The organism is uncultured Haliea sp. (genome assembly GCF_963973825.1).
In the GTDB taxonomy this organism is placed as follows: Bacteria; Pseudomonadota; Gammaproteobacteria; order Pseudomonadales; family Halieaceae; genus Haliea.
The window spans coordinates 141,319-159,006 of sequence record NZ_CAXBAE010000007.1 but is presented as its reverse complement, the minus strand read 5'-3'; the positions used below and the strand labels follow the sequence as shown (position 1 = coordinate 159,006).

At 64.7% G+C, this 17,688-nt stretch carries 17 protein-coding genes; 8 read left to right on the top strand and 9 right to left on the bottom strand.

The window, feature by feature from the left end; translation table 11 throughout:
- Nucleotides 1–35 precede the first annotated feature (35 nt).
- Nucleotides 36–1,274: a ribonucleotide-diphosphate reductase subunit beta gene (locus AACZ17_RS10330; protein WP_290742163.1), complete on the top strand. Its 1,239-nt coding sequence runs from the start codon at nucleotides 36–38 to the stop codon at nucleotides 1,272–1,274.
- A gap of 52 nt (nucleotides 1,275–1,326) precedes the next feature.
- Nucleotides 1,327–1,512, top strand: a complete 186-nt coding sequence (locus AACZ17_RS10325; protein WP_290742166.1) for a hypothetical protein — start codon at nucleotides 1,327–1,329, stop codon at nucleotides 1,510–1,512.
- A 36-nt stretch (nucleotides 1,513–1,548) separates the two neighbouring features.
- Here the strand turns inward: AACZ17_RS10325 and AACZ17_RS10320 are convergent, their stop codons facing one another.
- A complete protein-coding gene (locus AACZ17_RS10320) occupies nucleotides 1,549–2,265 on the bottom strand; it encodes an NUDIX hydrolase (protein ID WP_339638246.1) in 717 nt (238 codons plus the stop codon).
- A 169-nt stretch (nucleotides 2,266–2,434) separates the two neighbouring features.
- Between AACZ17_RS10320 and AACZ17_RS10315 the strand changes: the two genes are divergently transcribed.
- The 6 genes from AACZ17_RS10315 (at nucleotide 2,435) to fadA (ending at nucleotide 10,139) form a co-directional block, all read left to right on the top strand.
- A complete protein-coding gene (locus tag AACZ17_RS10315; protein WP_290742169.1) occupies nucleotides 2,435–2,809 on the top strand; it encodes a PA2779 family protein in 375 nt (124 codons plus the stop codon).
- Nucleotides 2,806–3,783, top strand: a complete 978-nt coding sequence (locus tag AACZ17_RS10310; RefSeq protein WP_290742172.1) for a PA2778 family cysteine peptidase — start codon at nucleotides 2,806–2,808, stop codon at nucleotides 3,781–3,783. The genes AACZ17_RS10315 and AACZ17_RS10310 overlap by 4 nt, the downstream gene beginning before the upstream one ends.
- Nucleotides 3,780–4,730 (top strand): haloalkane dehalogenase, encoded by a 951-nt coding sequence (locus AACZ17_RS10305; protein WP_290742175.1) that lies wholly within the window; start codon nucleotides 3,780–3,782, stop codon nucleotides 4,728–4,730. Before AACZ17_RS10310 ends, AACZ17_RS10305 begins: the two co-directional genes overlap by 4 nt.
- Nucleotides 4,731–4,743: 13 nt before the next feature.
- Entirely contained in the window at nucleotides 4,744–6,603 is a 1,860-nt protein-coding gene (locus AACZ17_RS10300; protein ID WP_290742178.1) for an SLC13 family permease, read from the top strand.
- Nucleotides 6,604–6,788: 185 nt separating this feature from the next.
- Nucleotides 6,789–8,936 (top strand): fatty acid oxidation complex subunit alpha FadB, encoded by a 2,148-nt coding sequence (gene fadB, locus AACZ17_RS10295; RefSeq protein ID WP_290742181.1) that lies wholly within the window; start codon nucleotides 6,789–6,791, stop codon nucleotides 8,934–8,936.
- A gap of 27 nt (nucleotides 8,937–8,963) precedes the next feature.
- Nucleotides 8,964–10,139 (top strand): acetyl-CoA C-acyltransferase FadA, encoded by a 1,176-nt coding sequence (gene fadA / locus AACZ17_RS10290; protein ID WP_339638245.1) that lies wholly within the window; start codon nucleotides 8,964–8,966, stop codon nucleotides 10,137–10,139.
- A gap of 60 nt (nucleotides 10,140–10,199) precedes the next feature.
- Here the strand turns inward: fadA and AACZ17_RS10285 are convergent, their stop codons facing one another.
- The 8 genes from AACZ17_RS10285 to purE all read right to left on the bottom strand — a co-directional run bounded on the left by AACZ17_RS10285 (nucleotide 10,200) and on the right by purE (nucleotide 17,601).
- Nucleotides 10,200–11,714 (bottom strand): hypothetical protein, encoded by a 1,515-nt coding sequence (locus AACZ17_RS10285; RefSeq protein WP_290742187.1) that lies wholly within the window; start codon nucleotides 11,712–11,714, stop codon nucleotides 10,200–10,202.
- 15 nt (nucleotides 11,715–11,729) lie between these two features.
- Nucleotides 11,730–13,052 (bottom strand): OprD family outer membrane porin, encoded by a 1,323-nt coding sequence (locus tag AACZ17_RS10280; protein WP_290742190.1) that lies wholly within the window; start codon nucleotides 13,050–13,052, stop codon nucleotides 11,730–11,732.
- Nucleotides 13,045–14,295, bottom strand: a complete 1,251-nt coding sequence (locus AACZ17_RS10275; RefSeq protein WP_290742193.1) for an amidohydrolase family protein — start codon at nucleotides 14,293–14,295, stop codon at nucleotides 13,045–13,047. The genes AACZ17_RS10280 and AACZ17_RS10275 overlap by 8 nt, the downstream gene beginning before the upstream one ends.
- A 119-nt stretch (nucleotides 14,296–14,414) precedes the next feature.
- Nucleotides 14,415–14,732 carry a YqcC family protein gene (locus AACZ17_RS10270; protein ID WP_290742197.1) on the bottom strand — a complete coding sequence of 106 codons (318 nt, stop codon included), beginning with the start codon at nucleotides 14,730–14,732 and terminating at the stop codon, nucleotides 14,415–14,417.
- 29 nt (nucleotides 14,733–14,761) lie between these two features.
- Complete coding sequence (locus AACZ17_RS10265; RefSeq protein ID WP_290742200.1) at nucleotides 14,762–15,064, bottom strand: transcriptional regulator; 303 nt, start codon at nucleotides 15,062–15,064, stop codon at nucleotides 14,762–14,764.
- 2 nt (nucleotides 15,065–15,066) lie between these two features.
- The gene (locus tag AACZ17_RS10260) at nucleotides 15,067–16,011 is read right to left on the bottom strand and encodes a sodium-dependent bicarbonate transport family permease (RefSeq protein WP_290742203.1); all 945 of its coding nucleotides are present in this window, start codon (nucleotides 16,009–16,011) and stop codon (nucleotides 15,067–15,069) included.
- A gap of 1 nt (nucleotide 16,012) precedes the next feature.
- Nucleotides 16,013–17,107, bottom strand: a complete 1,095-nt coding sequence (locus AACZ17_RS10255) for a 5-(carboxyamino)imidazole ribonucleotide synthase (protein WP_290742205.1) — start codon at nucleotides 17,105–17,107, stop codon at nucleotides 16,013–16,015.
- Complete coding sequence (gene purE, locus AACZ17_RS10250) at nucleotides 17,104–17,601, bottom strand: 5-(carboxyamino)imidazole ribonucleotide mutase (RefSeq protein ID WP_290742208.1); 498 nt, start codon at nucleotides 17,599–17,601, stop codon at nucleotides 17,104–17,106. Before purE ends, AACZ17_RS10255 begins: the two co-directional genes overlap by 4 nt.
- Nucleotides 17,602–17,688: the final 87 nt, after the last annotated feature.

Sequence of the window (17,688 nt, the reverse complement as noted above, 5' to 3'; positions counted from 1 at the left end):
CTGAAACAACAGAGACGGCAAAAGGACAACAGTACATGCTGAGTTGGGACGACTACCACCAGGACGAGACGCAAACTGCACCGGCACCGGCCAAGGCACCACCACCGCCGCCGGCGCTGGAGGCCACGCCCGTCGCCGCTGTGGAGGACACGGCACCTGTCGTGGCGCCGACGGCCGCGGCCAACGTGGCCGCCGCCGCGCGCGCCGTGGAGGCGCTGGACGTCGCACCCGGGCTGGAAGAGCTTGAGATGGGTGCAGCGCGGGTGTCAGTCGATGAGAAGGCCATGATCAACTGCCGAGCGGACCTCAACCAGCTGGTGCCCTTCAAGTACGACTGGGCCTGGCAGAAGTACATCGACGGCTGCGCCAACCACTGGATGCCCCAAGAGATCAACATGACGGCGGATGTCTCCACCTGGAAGAGCGCCGACGGTCTGTCCGAAGACGAGCGTCGCATCGTCAAACGCAGCCTCGGCTACTTCTCCACGGCCGATTCGCTGGTCGCCAATAACCTGGTGCTCGGCATCTACCGACTGATCACCAACCCGGAGTGCCGTCAGTACCTGCTGCGCCAGGCCTTTGAGGAAGCGATCCATACCCACGCCTACCAGTACTGCATCGAGTCACTGGGCATGGACGAGGGCGAGGTGTTCAACATGTACCGCGAGGTCCCCTCCGTGGCCAAGAAAGCCACCTGGAGCCTCAGTCACACACATCACCTGTCGGACCCCAGTTTCAAGACCGGCACCGTGGAGAACGACCAGACCCTGTTGCGCAACCTGATCGGGTTCTACGCCGTCACTGAAGGCATCTTCTTCTACTGCGGTTTCACCCAGATCCTGTCGATGGGCCGGCGCAACAAGATGACCGGCGTGGCGGAGCAGTTCCAGTACATCCTGCGCGACGAGTCCATGCACCTGAACTTCGGCATTGACGTGATCAACCAGATCAAGCTCGAGAACCCCCATCTGTGGACCGAAGCCTTCCAGCAGGAAGTGATGCAGATGATCCTGGAAGGCACGCAGCTGGAAATCGAATACGCGCGGGACACCATGCCGCGCGGCGTGCTGGGCATGAACGCGGCCATGATGGAAGAGTACCTGCACTTTATCGCCAACCGGCGCCTCTCGCAGCTTGGCCTGCCAGAGCAGTTCCCGGGGGTGCAGAATCCCTTCCCGTGGATGAGTGAAATCATGGACCTGCGCAAAGAGAAGAACTTCTTTGAAACCCGTGTGATCGAGTACCAGACCGGCGGCGCGCTGAACTGGGATTGATCACCCCGGGGGCGGCCCGCCTGCGACTCGCCCCTGTACCCGAGGACTGCCAATGGACCAGCAAGACGAAGCACAGCGCGACAGCGAAAAAGTCCTCATGGCACTGGATCAGATCAGCCAGACCATTGATGTGATGAGCAGTGTCGTGACCCGGCTGCGCAAATACGTACAACAGCAGTCAACGGCCAAGCAGGGCGAGTTGCAGGCCGAGATGCGCCCGGATCGGGTGCTGCACTGACGTCAGGCGGCATCGGGCAGCCACTCGCCAGACGCCCTAACGCATGGCGCGCCGGCGCAGGATCTCCAGCTGCTCGTCATCGTGGCGGAAACAGGGCACGCACTCCGGGGGCCCTTCCAGGGTGACGATATCGGCCACTTCACCCAGCACCACCTCGGTAATCAGCGGCAGGTCCAGGCTGCAGGCCTGCTCCAGGTCGATCCACTGTAATTCTGACAACTCGTCAGAGGCGCGTGAAAAATCGTCCGGGTCACCTACAACGGCGCTGGCATCAACCAGAAAAAAACGGGCATCAAACCGCCGGGGCGCGCCCGGCGGGGTAATTGCCCGAAACACGTAACGGAAGTTGCCGGCACAGGGCAGATGCGCCCTGGCACTGAAGTCGGCCCAGTCCGGGGGCACTGTGCCCTGCCAGTCACCGGGCGCGCCCAGCAGCAGGCCGGATTCCTCCCACACTTCCCGCACGGCAGCAGCCTGCAGGGCGTGCACCCGCTCCGGCGGTGCAGCCTCGGCCAACCGGCGTGCGCACACCGGCCCCACCCGGCCCGCCATGGGCACACGGGCATCGGCGGGGTCCACGGCACCGCCCGGGAACACGAATTTGCTTGGCATGAAAACGGCGCGGGAGCCTCGCTTGCCCATCAAAACCCGCGGCTGTGACAGGCGATCACGCACCAGAATCACGGTGGCCGCATCGCGTATGGGCACCTGTGGCTTGCCCGCTGCAGGCTGCCCTTCTGGCATTCTCGTCAATTCACTGGTCTCCTGTAAGCCTCGCCCCTCGAGTATAAACGCTTGCTCACGCCGGGTCTGCCGCGGCGGACCCTGAAGTCGCCCCGCAGAGGGAAGCACACACTCTCCTTACCCGGGCGGCGGTTTTTGCCTATACTCAGAGCGGAATTCATCCCGCTAAGGATACGACATGCTGACTTCACGATTGCTTGTACTGTTGCAGATTACCGCGTTTCTGGTGGCAAGCACGGTGGGAACGGCGCAGGCCGCCATCATCGGTACGGCAGAACACCTGGCCGACCAGAGCCGGAGCGAGCAGCTGGCGCAGATCAGCGCCACGCTGGCCAGCGACACCGTTCAACAGCATATGCTGGAGATGGGCGTGAGCCCCGCAGACACCCTTGCGCGCATCAACGCCCTGTCCGATGCCGAATTGCAGCAGCTGGCGCAGCAGCTGGACGCGCTGCCCGCCGGCAGCGGTGCGCTGGGCGTGCTCGGTGCCCTCTTCCTGGTGCTGCTGGTATTGGAACTGATCGGGGTCACCAACGTCTTCAGCAAGCTTTGATTCGCGGTGCGGCGCTCGCGCTGGCAACCCTGCTCAGCGCCTGCGCCACGATCACCACCCAACCGCCAGACGAGGCTGCGAGCGAACTCACCACGGTGCCGTTCTTTCCCCAGGAAACGTATCAGTGCGGTCCGGCTGCACTGGCCACCCTGCTGGTGCACAGCGGTGTGGCCATCACCCCGGAAGCCCTGGTCCCGCAGGTCTATCTGCCCGGCCGCGAGGGTAGCCTGCAAGTGGAACTGCTGGCCGCTACGCGCCGTTCCGGGCGTATCCCCTTCATCCTGCGGGGAGGGGCCGAGGCTCTGTTCGAGGAGCTCGAGGCCGGCAACCCGGTACTGGTGCTACAGAATCTTGGGCGGGCATGGCTGCCGCGCTGGCACTACGCGGTGGTCGTCGGCTACCAGCCCGACACCCAACGTGTTTTGCTGCGCTCGGGAACCGAACAGCGCCGGCTGGAGCGCTGGAGCCGGTTCATCGCCAGTTGGGCCCATGCCGAATACTGGGGCCTGGTCATTCCCCGTCCCGGGGAGATTCCGGCCAGCGGCCCCGCCGACGACCTGGCAGGTGAACTTGCCGGGCAGGAGGCGCTGCTCGAGCCGGCGCTGGTCGCGGCCACCTGGGACGCGGCACTGGCACGCTGGCCCGACAATCCGAACCTGCTGTTCGCGGCGGCCAATGCCCGCCGCGCGAACGCAGACACCAAACGCGCTGCGCAGCTCTACCACACACTGCTGATGCAAGCGCCACAGCATATGCCGGCGCGCAACAATTTTGCCGACCTCCTGGTGCAGGCGGGCTGCCCGGTCAGCGCAGAAAGGCTGATCGCCCCGGCACAGCAGGCAACCCCGGCGCTCTCTCCCGCCGTTGCGGAGGCCGTAAGGCAAACCGCGGCGGACATCGCGCGCCAGCGCGCGCAGGTCAGCAACGACCCGGGCCATTGCCGGGCGCTCACACAGGATCCAACGCTGCCATGACTGACGTTCTACGCACGCCCGATCACCGTTTCGACCATCTCCCCGGCTTTCCCTGGGCACCGAATTACCGGATGGTGTCTGATCAGCACCACGGGCAACTGCGCATGCACTACCTGGATGTGGGCCCGCGCGACGGACGCGTCGTGCTCCTGCTGCATGGGGAGCCCAGCTGGTGCTTTCTCTACCGGCACATGATCCACGCACTCAGCAGCCGTGGGCTGCGCTGTATTGCCCCGGACCTGATTGGCTTTGGGCGCTCCGACAAACCGACGGCACGCAGTGCCTACAGCTATGCCGGCCACGTCGCACAGGTTGGTGAGCTGTTGTGTGCGCTGGATATCACCGGCGCGGTATTGGTCTGCCAGGACTGGGGAGGCCCTATCGGGCTGTCCCTGCTGGCGCAAATGCCAGAGCGTTTCTGCGCGGTGGTGGCCGCGAACACCCTGCTACCCGGCTGTGAGCCACCCCCCAACGGGGTCGCACCCTGGCCGGGCGAGATCGTAGAGCAATGGGTTGCAGCCACCCGGGACGCCGATGACCTCGATGTGTCCGGAGTGATAGCCGCCGTCTCCTGTACCCCACTCAGCCCGGACGTGCTGGCGGCCTATGATGCGCCGTTTCCCGACCCGCGCTACAAAGCCGGTGCACTGGTGTTCCCCAGCCTGATACCCACTCACGCCGAGATGGCCGGCGCGCCTGAGAATCGCCAGACCTGGGCTTTCCTCAGCCAGTGGCAGCAGCCCTTCATCACCGCTTTCAGCGACAGCGACCCGGCGACCGCCGCCTGGGCCCCGGTATTCCAGCAGCGAGTGCCCGGCGCCCGCGGCGTCGAGCACCCGGTAATTGCCGGTGCCGGACACTTTCTGCAGGAGGAACAGGGCGAGGCCCTGGCCGCCGTCGTGGCGCAGGCCGTCGACCGCCTGCCTCCCCGGCAACCCGGCGGATGAGCCACGCCTCGCGATGAGCGTCGACCAGGGCCTGATACTGCTGATACTGCTGACCTCGGTGGGCATGTTCCTCTGGGGCCGCTGGCGTCATGACATGGTCGCCCTGGGCAGCCTGCTGGCCTGTGTGCTCGCCGGCCTGGTAACGCCGGATGCGGCATTCAGCGGCTTCGGTCACCCCGCTGTCATCACCGTAGCCTGCGTGCTGGTGCTGAGCCGCGGTCTGCAGGCCACGGGAGCAGTGGACGTCATCGCCCGGCGCGCACTGCCCGCCAGTGCCGGGCCCCTGGCCAGCCTGGCAGCACTGGTCGGGTTGGGTGCGCTGCTTTCCGGGTTCATGAACAACGTGGGCGCCATGGCACTGCTGATGCCCGTCGCCCTGCAGATGGCCCGCCGCCACAACCTGCCACCGGGGCAAACACTGATGCCGCTGGCGTTCGGCACCATACTCGGCGGCATGACCACCATGATTGGCACACCACCCAACCTGATCGTCTCCGGTTTTCGCGCCGAGGCCGGCGGCAACGCCTTTGCCATGTTCGACTTCACACCCGTGGGGTTGGCGGTCGCCCTCTGCGGGTTGGCGTTTATCGTGCTGCTGGGCTGGCGTCTGGTACCGGCACGCAAGCACCAGGCCGCGGGCGATTTCGACACCGGGGCCTACCTCACGGAGGCGCGTGTACCGGAAAGCAGCAAGGCAGTGGGCATGAGCCTGCGGCAGGTGGAAGCGGAGCTCGACGATGCCGGCGCCCAGGTGGTCGGTCTGGTTCGCAATGAGGTGCGCCTGCACACCCCCTACGGCGGCCGGCAAATCCGCGGGAATGACATTCTGGTGCTGGAAACCAACGCCGACACCCTGGGGGAGGTACTGGCGCGGTTGGACCTGAAGCTCGAGGAATCGGTGAAACCGGCAGCCACAGAGTCCACAACCGGTGACAGCGGCGGGCCGGAAGCCGCCGCACCCAGCAGCGAGGCGCAGGAGGACGTTGAGCACGAGGGCGAGCAAGGGGACAGGCGGGAGGAGATTGTACTGACGGAACTCGCCGTCATGCCGGCCGCCGCAGCCGTCGGGCGCTCTGCCAGCGACATACAGTTGCGCACGCGGTACGGCCTCAACCTGCTGGCGGTATCCCGCGAAGGCCACCGCTCGCGGAGTCGGTTGCGCGCCCTGCCCCTGCGCCCGGGCGACCTGCTGTTGATCCAGGGTCCGCTGAACGCCACATCGGAATTCGCCAGTGACTTCGGCTGCGTGCCACTGGCCAAGCGTGACCTGCGCATCCCCAGCCCGCGCAGGGCAATCATGGCAGCGGTCATCATGACGCTCGCCGTGGGCGGCGCAGCCTTCGGGCTGCTGCCCGCGGCCATCTCTTTCGCCCTCGGTGTACTCGCCTCCATGGCGCTGCGCACCGTGCCACCGCGCTCGGTCTACAGTGCCATCGACTGGCCCGTGATTGTGCTGCTGGCGGCCCTCATACCGGTTGCGGGCGCCATGGCCTCGACCGGCACAGCAGACCTGATCGCGCGCTTCCTGCTTACGTCGGTGGCCCAGGGCAACGCCATACTGGTGCTGGGGATCATACTGGTGACCACCATGTTCCTCTCCGACCTGATGAACAATGCGGCCACCGCCGCCGTGATGTGCCCGATTGCGCTGGGCACCGCGGCTGCCCTCGGGGTCAACCCCGACAGCTTCCTGATGGCTGTCGCCATCGGCGCCTCCTGCGCCTTTCTCACGCCCATTGGCCACCAGAACAACACCTTGATTCTGGGTCCGGGCGGCTTTCATTTCGGCGACTACTGGCGCCTGGGGCTACCGCTGGAAGCCCTGGTGGTCGCCGTCAGCCTGCCGCTGCTGCTCATCATCTGGCCGTTGTAGCGCCGCGGGATGCCCGGCAAGCGGCCCCTGCGGGGGCGCGAGAGGCGATGGCTTTTCAGTGTTATCAGCGTTAACATTGCGGTTCACGCCTGCGGCTTTCACCGCTACAATGGCGCCTCGCTTCGACTCTGGCCCGGCGCCGGAAAGGCCCAGCCAGCCCCGTTCATCCCACACAGGACAGCGACATGATCTACCAGAGTGACGCGCTCACCGTGACCCGCCTTGACGGCGACATCGCCGAGCTGCATTTCGACCTGAAGGGCGAGTCTGTCAACAAATTCGACCAGACCACCGTCAACAGCCTGACCGAAGCGCTTGACGCGCTGGAAGCGCAGAGCGGCCTGCGAGGCCTGCTGGTGACCAGCGGCAAACCCGTGTTCATTGTCGGCGCCGACATCACCGAATTCACCGGCATCTTCGGTGCCGGCTCCGAGGAGATCAAGGGCTTCACGGCGGCCAACAACGCCAATTTGAACCGCCTGCAGAACCTGCCCTTCCCAAGCTGTGTGGCCATCAACGGGTTTGCGCTGGGGGGCGGCTTCGAAATCTGCCTGGCCTGCGACTTCCGGGTCATGAGCACGGCCGCCAAGGTCGGCCTGCCGGAAACCAAACTGGGTATCCTGCCCGGCTGGGGTGGCACCGTGCGCCTGCCGCGCATCATCGGCGTCGACGAAGCGGCCACCTGGATTGCCGGCGCGACTGAACAGCGCGCGGACAAGGCGCTGAAGGCGGGCGCCGTCGATGCGGTCGCCGCACCCGAGGAACTGCGTGCGGTGGCACTGTCCACGCTGAACCACGCCATCGCCGGCAAGCTGGACTATGCCGGTCGCCGACAGGCGAAAAGCAGCCCACTGCCACTCAACGACACCGAGGCCATGATGGCCTTCTTCACCATGAAATCCCTGGTGCAGCAGCAGGCGGGCAAGAATTACCCGGCGCCGGTCAAGGCCGTTGATGTGATCGAAAAAGCCCGCGGTATGGGCCTGGAAGACGCACTGAAGGTCGAGGCCGAAGGCTTTGCCGAGCTCGCCGTGACACCGGTAGCCGCCGCGCTGGTGGGCGTATTCCTCTCTGACCAGCTGCTGGGCAAGAAAGCCCGCGACTGGGAAAAACAGGCCGACCGCAAAGTGCAGCGTGCCGCGGTACTGGGTGCCGGCATCATGGGCGGCGGCATTGCCTACCAGTCCGCCTACCGCGGTGTCCCCATCCTGATGAAGGACATCAATCAGGCCGGCCTCGATCTGGGCCTGTCGGAAGCCAACAAGCTGCTGTCCAAGCGCGTGGAGCGTGGACAGATGACGCCGGCGCAGATGGGCGACGTGCTCAACAGCATCGACCCCACGCTGACCTACACCGGTTTCGACGCGGTCGACATCGTGGTGGAGGCGGTGGTGGAGAATGCCAAGGTAAAACACGCCGTGCTGGCCGAGACCGAAAAACAGATCGGCGAAGACACCATTCTGGCGTCCAACACCTCGACCATTTCCATTACCCACCTCGCAGAAGCGCTACAGCGGCCCGAGAACTTCTGCGGCATGCACTTCTTCAATCCGGTACACGCCATGCCACTGGTGGAGGTGATTCGCGGCGAGAAAACCTCGGACCGGGCGGTCGCCCGCACCGTTGCCTACGCCAACAAGATGGGCAAGAAAGCCGTCGTGGTGAAGGATTGTCCCGGCTTCCTCGTCAACCGGGTGCTGTTCCCCTATTTCGATGGCTTCTCCAAGCTGGTGCGCGACGGCGCCGACTTCCAGGCCGTGGACAAGGTCATGGAGCGCTGGGGCTGGCCCATGGGGCCCGCCTACCTGATGGATGTCGTCGGCATCGATACCGGCGTGCACGCTGCGGCAGTGATGGCAGAAGGTTTCCCCGACCGCATGCAGCTGGACTTCAAAACCGCCACCGAAGTGATGTTCGAGAACGAACGTTTCGGCCAGAAGAACGGCAAGGGCTTTTATGACTATGTGCCGGACAAGCGCGGCAAACCGAAAAAGACCGCCAGCGAGGAGGTCTATCGCCTGATCGCGCCTGTGGAAGGCGAGCGCACTGAATTCTCACGCGAAGACATTGTGGCGCGCATGATGCTGCCCATGGCCACGGAGATGGCGCGCTGCCTGGAGGAAGGCATCGTCGGCACGCCCGCAGAGGCGGACCTCGCGCTGCTGTACGGCCTGGGCTTCCCTCCCTTCCGCGGCGGCATCTTCCGCTGGATGGATACGGTGGGCCTTGCCTTCATCGCCGAAGCCTCGAAGCAATTTGCCCATCTGGGCAAGTCCTACGAACTCACCGACGGCATGCAGGCCATGCTGGCCGATGGCAAAACCTACTATTGAGCCCCGGGTGAAAACAGGAGAATTATCGTGAGTCTGAATCCAAGAGACGCCGTTATCGTCGACTTCGCCCGCAGCGCCATGGGCCGCTCCAAGAATGGCTGCTTCCGCAACGTGCGCGCGGATGACCTGTCTGTCGCTGTTATTCGCGGCCTGCTGGCCCGCAACCCCAAGCTGGACGTCACCGAAATCGACGACCTGATCTGGGGCTGCGTGCTGCAGCGTGGCGAACAGGGCATGAACCTGGCACGCAATATCGTCCTGCGTGCGCAACTGCCGTTCACCATCCCCGCACAGACCGTCAACCGGCTCTGCGGCTCTTCCATGTCGGCCCTGCACACGGCTGCGGCCAACATCATGGCCGGCATTGGCGATGTGTACCTGGTGGGGGGGGTGGAACACCTCGGTCACCTGCCCATGATGGACGATGTGGACATCAACCCGAAGCTGGGCCTGAACGTGGCCAAGGCGGCGGGCATGATGGGCATGACCGCCGAATACCTGGCCATGATGCACGGCATCGGGCGCGAGGCCCAGGACAAGCTCGGCCTGCGCTCACACCAGCTGGCCCACAAGGCCACGGTAGAGGGCAAGTTTGCCCGGGAAATCATTCCCGTTGAGGGGCACGATGCCACAGGCGCGCTGACCCTGATCGAGCAGGATGAAACCATCCGTCCCGAAACCACGCTGGAGGGGCTGGCCAGCCTGCCGCCTGCCTTCAACCCCCAGGGGGGCACCGTCACCGCGGGCACCTCGTCGCAGATCTCCGATGGTGCATCGGCCATGCTGGTGATGTCCGCCGAGCGTGCGCAGGCGCTGGGCCTGGAGCCGGTGGCACGCATCCGCGCCATGACCCTCGCCGGGGTCGACCCGTCCATCATGGGCTATGGCCCGGTACCCTCCACGCAGAAAGCCCTGAAAAAGCTCGGCTTGACCATCAAGGACATCGAGATGGTCGAGCTGAACGAGGCCTTTGCCGCACAGGCGCTACCGGTACTGAAGGATCTCGACCTGCTGGACGACATGGAAGACAAGGTGAACGTGCACGGCGGCGCCATCGCCCTCGGGCACCCCTTCGGCTGCTCCGGTACACGCATCACCGGCTCACTGCTGACGGTGATGCAGGACCGTGACCTGACGCTGGGCGTGTCCACCATGTGCATCGGTCTGGGCCAGGGCATCACCACGGTGGTGGAGCGGGTCTAGCCTCGTCGGCACTCGAGGTGGCCGTCGCCTGCCGCGGGCGACGGCCACTTCCGGTACGGATCAGAACGCGAGGATAACGTCGGTGGAGAATACCCAGCCGTTGCCACCGAGGGCCATCGGCACGCTGCTGTAACCGACCGGGGAATCGTTCAGGCGCAGGGCCTGCACACCCAGGCGCAGCTCACGCCGCGACATCGGGAAGTAGTTCAGGCCCAGGCTGACGTCCGAGGGGTTACCGTATTCCCCGTCAATGTAGGAGTACGCCGCATAACCCTGAAGCATTTTGGGAATCAGCATGGCTGAACCCTGCAGCTGGAAACCCTGGTCTTCCAGCTCGGTGACCGGTATCTCGCCAATCACGACGAAGTCATCCACCTTGCGGTAGTAGTATTCGCCCTCCAGCGACAGGCCTCGGTACTTGAAGCCCGCGTTCAAGGCCAGCATTTCATAGGTCGCCTTGCGCACGTTGCCCCCCGTGAGGAAAGGATCCTCACTGAAAATCCGTGTGCCATCCGAGAGGCGAATCTGGGAATTCTCGAAGCCCTCGACCTCGGACTGCCCCTGGGCATCCTCGCGGCTGTGGGTGAAGTGCACACCAAACAGCGTCGCGACCTCTTCGTGGTACTCGTAATCCCCGAACCCCTGGCCGGGACCGTATTCACCGGTCGTCGGCATCCACCAAAGGGCGCCGGAGAAGGTGTTGAGCTCGTTGTCCAGCTGCACGGCGTTAACGCCCAACTGGCTCAGGTTGTTGCCGATCATTGCGCGGTAACCCACGGTGGGTGACAGCGCACCGGAAGCCCACAGGCCGGTGGTGTAGGAGCCGCGGAAGAACTCATCGGCGATGGTGCGGTGATCGTTCTTCAACCAGTTGGGAAAGGTGTAGTTGGTCGAACGCGTGGAGGGCAGCGCACCGATACCGGCATACAGCGAAAACGCCTCGTCAAACTGATAACCGAGATTACCCGCGACAACCACCTGGGCACCGTCTCCCTGGCTGGTATTCGCCGTCCAGGTGTAGAACAGGTAGCGGAACTTCGGGTCGAACAACCAGCCCTTGAAGTTCATGGTCAGCTTCTGGAACTGGATGTCGTTGCGTAAGTCCAGCGTAGTGGTGCGACCGAAGGCATCGGTGTAGGTACTGTCCAGTCCCTTCTGGTTGAGGTAGCGCGCGTAGGTGAACGCGCTGAAATCCAGCTCACCCATGTCGGTGCGGGCCAGCACAAAACCCTTGCCGGGTTCGTAGCGGCCCCAGGTCTCGGGCGCTGTCTCCTTGGCGATATCCGCAACTGCCGGCGTTTCCTCGGGGACGGATGCCAGTGCCGGCACTACGGTGACCGACTGCTGCGCTGCATCAGCGCCCTCACCCGATGTGTCCTGCAGGCGCGCCTCCAACGCCTCAATGCGCTGATCGAACTCCCGTGTCTTGCGCTCCAGCTCGTTGCGCAATGCCTGCAACTGTCGAATTTCTTCCTCGACGCTCAGCTGCGATTCCCCGGCCGACGATGCGGGTGAGGCCAACCCCGCGAGGCCGAGCGAACAGGCCAGGGCAACGCCCCACAACGGTGTATTCATAGTGGCATGTCCTTGCTAAAGCAGGTCAAATTCGTAATTCAGGATAATGCGGAAATCGAAAAAGTCGTCGCCGCCCAGGTCTTCATCCTGGTCGATGTAGGCACCACGTACGCGTACCCACAAGCCCTCTGCCCAGCGCTCGCGCAGGCGATAATCCAGCGTCAGATCGTACTCGGTTTCATCCGGGCTGGCGCTGCTCCCCGAGTCTGGCGTGTCACCCGACACCACATTGGCAAACAGGCTGAGGTCGCCCGCGCCGACACGCTGGAAGTCATAGGACAGGCCCGCCAGCCAGGCCTCCTCACCGGCGCGGTCGAAATCGTCAACGATCACCGACAGGTAGTTGGCTGGGTTGCCGTAGGGTTTCTGTATACCCTTTTCATCATCCGTACTGCTGGCCGCCAGTCGCCAGGCCCACAGCCCGCGCCGCAGCTCCAGCTTTGCTGACACCATGGAAGTGTCGAAGTCACCGATCAGGGCATCACCGTGGCTGCCCTGGTCAGTGTATTGCAGGAAGGCCTTCAACGTCGTGTCGTCATCCAGCACGAACGGATACTCTGCCGTGGCATAGAGGGTGCTGAAGGTTTCAAAGGAGTGCTGGTAGATCGCTCCGAGGTTTGCCCCGGCGGCGGTCTTGTAGCGGGCGCCGGCAAAGCCGAGACCCTCGTCGCTCCCCACCGCGCCGGCCGCCTCGGACATGCTGACGAAGTCGTCGTCGTTCTTGCGCTTGATGCGGTCGACGTAGCCCGCCATATAGGCGAGGCCGGTATCCGCCACATTGCCGATGGCCAGTGCCTCGAAGGTATTCGGCACCATGCGGATGTCGTGGCTGCCGAGGTAGGGCAGCTCAAGGCGCTGGCGGCCGAGCCGGATGCCTGTATCTTCCGCGAGGCGCAGCGTCACGTTCGCCTCGCCCAGCACGGAGAACGATTCCTGGCCGGGCTTGAACAGCAGGGTACCGTCCTTGTCGCTGGGCCCGTAGAGCTTCTGCGAGGTGTAGCCCGTCGCCGCAAAGCGCAGCCGGTCCAGCCACCAGCCAGACTGGTAGGCCAGCGCACCGCCGAGGGCGAGGCCGACACTGTCGTTGCCGGAGTCGCGGTTTCGGTCCAGCAGATAACTGCGCGGACGGAGCACCAGCTTGCTGCCTTCCAGGAACGACGAGCGCTCACGGTGCTCCTCGATTACCGGCACCACGCCACTCTGCTGGTTGGGTTCATCGTCCGGGCGCCCATGTTCGGGTTGCGCAGACAGGCCCGGTGCCGCAACAAGCAGCGCACCGCAGCACAGGGCCCTGGCAGCGCGGGCGCGCGGCCCGCAACCGGCTGACAACTTACTCACTCGCCGCGCACACCATGGGAGCGTGGTAATCGAGCTTCATCAGGCGAAAGTAGTTCTCACCCAGCGCGATATTGCGGAACGCCGTGTCGTCGAGCGCGCGCAGGGCACGGCTGGTGACCTCGAGCTCCTTCGCATAATTGGCATACTCCTTGGCATCCGCCGCCACGAAGTCGGAGCCGGGGAGGATACGGCTGGAGTAGGCATTGAAGAAATCAACGAAGATATCACCCCACTGGTGGTAGGCGTTGAACAGCACGTCCCAGGAAATATCCAGCATCAGGTTCGGGTAGGCGTCCAGCCGCTCCTTCATCAGCGCCACATGCCGGTTGGGATCCATCGTGGTCAGTTCCTTGGACAAGCCCATGTGCGCCCACACGATCGGGTTCTCCGGGTAGGTTTCCAGGATATGGTCCATCAGGTAGAGGAACTCCGTCGGATTCGCATCGTTGCCCAGGTCCGAGTGCAGCGTTACGGGGATATTGCGCTCCTGCAGGATCGCCATGAACGGCGCCCAGGCATCAATGGACTCGAGCGTGGCCGGCTCGTGCAGGTTGCCCAGCAGCGCCTGCTTGACCACGTTGAGCTCTCCGGCCCAGCCGAACATGCCCGGGTATTCCCGGTCGTAAAGCTCGATGGTCTCCACCACGTTCTCGGGATGCGCGAGATCCATGAAGGTCATCGACAGGACGATATTCAGGTTGTCGTTGGGGTAGGCGACAGCTTCCATGCCGTTGACGAAGTCGTTCTTGATGCTGGGCATCGCTCGCACACCGGGGCAGTCCAGGTAATAGGTACACCCGGAGTCCATCTCCAGAATCTGGCCGATGCCAAAATAGTTGACGAAGCGAACACCCAGCTGGTCAAAGTAGCCGAACAGCTCCTGCGGGGGAATGGCCGGACCACCGAAGGGCCGGGGGTGGAAGTGTGCATCGACCACCGGCGTGTAGGTCTCGCTGCTGCGATCAAAACAGGCCTGCTGCTCGGGCGGCAGGGCGAACGAGGCGAGGTCCCGCTGCGGCTTGGGCAGGGCCGCCACGGGATCGTCGGTAGCTTCCTGCAGGGCCGCACAGCCCGCCAGCAGGGTGAGCAGCGAACCGGCGGCCAGCGCCCTGGCCACGGGGCGCAGGGAGGACTGATGGGGGGGTTTCAGGCGTGCGGTCATGGTGTCGAACTCCGGGGTCATTGCCGTTCTGGGGCGGGATGCGTTGCCGCCATCACCGTCACCCTGACCTGCGGGTGCCACGCGAACGACCGGAACGCTCTGCAACTGAGCATAAACAAGGCTGTTACAAAAGCAAACACTGCGTGCTTGCACTGACAGACAGAATCTGGACAACCTCCACAGAGCAGCGCGGGACGCGCCTACTCCACGGTCAGCAGTGCATCCACGCGTGCGAGGGTCTCCAGCAAGCCCGCCGTGGCCAGCGATGAGCCGCGAAAAAACTCCTCCGCCATGGGCGTGATGGCGCAGCGCTCGGGCAGGGCCTCACCCTGCTCGAGCATCCGATACAGGGTCGGCAGGAAAATGAACTGCAGCCACTGGGGCAGCGTGAGCGTGTCGACGGCGAAGGGTTCTGTGGAGGCCAGCGCAGAAGCCGGTGGCGGCACCGCCTCCCAGAGGGCCAGTTGCCGCAGCTGGGCCTCGATATCAATCAGGACTTCGGCGACTTCCGTGCGCATGGGCTCTCCCGGATACTCCACGGCCGCTGCTAGAACTTCTCCGGGCGCAGCACATCCACATCGCAGGTGTAGAGGATCATCGCGTAGTTGTCGTAGTAGTGCTCGCGCAGGCCGGCGGCAATGCGATCCGCCGTGGCGTCATCACACACCACCTCAATGCGCAGGTTGCGGTTCGCCTCCCAGTTACCCTCGCGCACACCGCGGGCCCCTTTGCCACGGGCCTCGGTGATGGTGTAGCCGTGCGCGCCCCAGCGTTCGATATGCCGCAGCAGGTGCGACTCGATAGAGGACTCGGTCACGATAGTGAGCAGGCGTCGCGGGTGTTGTTCCATGGTCAGGCGGCTCCGATCAGTGCATACAATTGGCCAGCCAGCCAATGGTACAGCGGAATGCCGACCAGTACATTAAACGGGAACGTCACACCCAGCGATGCCGCCAGCGACAGCGCAGGGTTGGCCTCGGGAACCGAAATACGCATCGCGGCGGGCACGGCGATATACGATGCACTCGCCGCGAGGGTAGCCAGCACCACCGCTCCGCCAACGGACAGGCCCAGCAGCCAGCCCAGCCCGAGGCCGATCAGTGCCGAGAACACCGGGGTCAGCACACCGAATGCCAGCAGGAAGAAGCCGTAGCGCCGGAGGGTGCCGATCTGGCTCGCGGTCACCAGGCCCATTTCCAGCAGGAACAGGGCGAGCAGACCCTGGAAGGGGTCGAAGAACAGCGGGGCGAGCTTGGCCAGGCCGTCGGCGCCGGCAATCCAGCCGATCAGCAGGCCGCCCACCAGCAGGACGATGCTCTTGCCCAGCAGCACCTCATGTGCCGACTCGCGCAGCCGCTCACCGCCGACCAGCCCCTTGGCGAGGACAATGCCCACCAGGATGGCGGGAATTTCCAGCAGCACCACAAACAGCGGCATATACGCTTCGAAATCGATGTCCCGCGAACCCAGATAGGCGACGACCACCGCGAAGGTGCCAACGCTGACCGAGCCGTAGTGCGCGGCGATAGAAGCCGCGTCCGCCCGCGGCAGGCGACCGAACCGGAGCAGCACGGGGAAGCTGAGCAGGGGCAGGATGAATCCCATGGCGACCACCGCAACCATCTGTCCCAGCAGCTCCAGAAAGGGCTGTCGGGCCAGTTCGATGCCGCCTTTCATGCCAATGGCGAGCAGCAGCAGGATACTCAGCAGTTCATAGACCTGCACCGGCAGCCGCAGCTCTGAACGCAGGATCCCGGCGGTGACGCCCAGCAGGAAAAAGAGAACAACGGGATCCATGCTACGCGGTACCCTCCACGCCCACCAGGCGCAGGAGCTCGGCGGTACGCTGGCGCAGCGCCGTGGCGTCCTGGTCGACCAGGGTAATGTGGCCCAGTTTGCGGCCCGGCGCGGGCGACTTGCCGTAGTCGTGCAGGTGCGCGCCGGCGACCGCCAGAATATCCCGTGCGGCGGGCCACTCGCCGATAACGTTGACCATCACGCTGGGCGCTACGGCGGCAGTGACCCCGAGGGGCAGGCCGGCAATGGCCCGCAGGTGATTCTCGAACTGGGAGGTCACCGCGCCCTCGATAGTCCAGTGGCCACTGTTGTGGACGCGCGGTGCATACTCGTTCACCAGCAGCTGGTCGCCACACTGGAACAGCTCCAGCGCCAGCACACCGACGTAATCCAGCGCGTTGAGCAAGCGCTCACAGTAGTCGCGGGCGGGGCCTTCCATGGGGTCGTTCGCGAGGGAGCGCGAGACACGCAGAATGCCGTCCTCGTGGCGGTTTTCGCTGAGGGGCCAGGTACGGCACTCACCGTCACGACCCCGCACGGCAATCACCGAGAGCTCGCGATCAAAAGGCACGCGGGCTTCGAGGATGCAGGGTACGCGGCCCAGGGCTTCCCAGGCCGGCAGCAAATCCCCAGCCGCAGCCACGGACGCCTGGCCCTTGCCGTCGTAGCCCATGCGCCGGGTTTTCAGGATCGCGGGAGTGCCCGTCTGGGCCAGCGCTGCGGCCAGGTCCGCCTCGGAATCAATGGCAGCGTAGCGCGCGGTGGGCAGGCCCAGGCGCGTGAACAAGGACTTTTCCTGCAGCCGCTCCTGGGAGAGGAGAATCGCCTGGCTGCAGGGGGCCAGCAGTCCGCGCTGTTCCAGTGCATCGAGCGCAACCGGCGCAATATGCTCGAACTCCGCGGTGGCCACATCGATGCGCTCTGCAAAGGACGCCAGTGCAGCGGCATCTTCATAGCCACCGCGAAGATGTTCTCCCAGGGGTGCGGCGCAGGGCATCTCCTCGGGCGCCAGGAAGGTACAGCGCAACCCCAGCGGGTAGCCCGCCAGCGCCAGCATCTGCGCCAGCTGGCCTGCACCCAGGATACCGATGTTCACGGTGCAGGGATCCGGGGGTCGGGGTGCGCCGCCACGTTGGCGGTCTGGCGCTCGCGGTAGGCGCGCAGACGCTCGCGCAGGGCGCTGTCCTGATTGGCCAGCATCGCCGCGGCCAGCAGCGCTGCATTCACGGCCCCTGCGCGGCCTATCGCCAGCGTGCCGACCGGAATGCCCGCCGGCATCTGCGCGATGGAAAGCAACGAGTCCATGCCGTTGAGGGCACGGGATTGCACCGGCACACCCAACACCGGCACCAGGGTTTTCGCCGCCAGCATGCCCGGCAGGTGCGCTGCACCCCCGGCGCCAGCGATGATCACCTGCAGACCGCTGGCTTCAGCCGCCTCGGCGTAACTGAACAGGCGGTCCGGCGTGCGATGCGCGGACACCACTTCAACGGTGTGGGGCACCTCCAGCTCGGCCAGGGTGTCTGCGGCGCCTTGCATGGTCTCCCAGTCGGAGCGGGAGCCCATGACAATACCGACGAGTTCATTCATTGTGAGTCTTTCCCCTTGAGTCCTGCCATTGCGGCCAGTGGGCACTTCTGTACCCGGACATGAATCCTTGTGGCGGGGGCCGGCGGG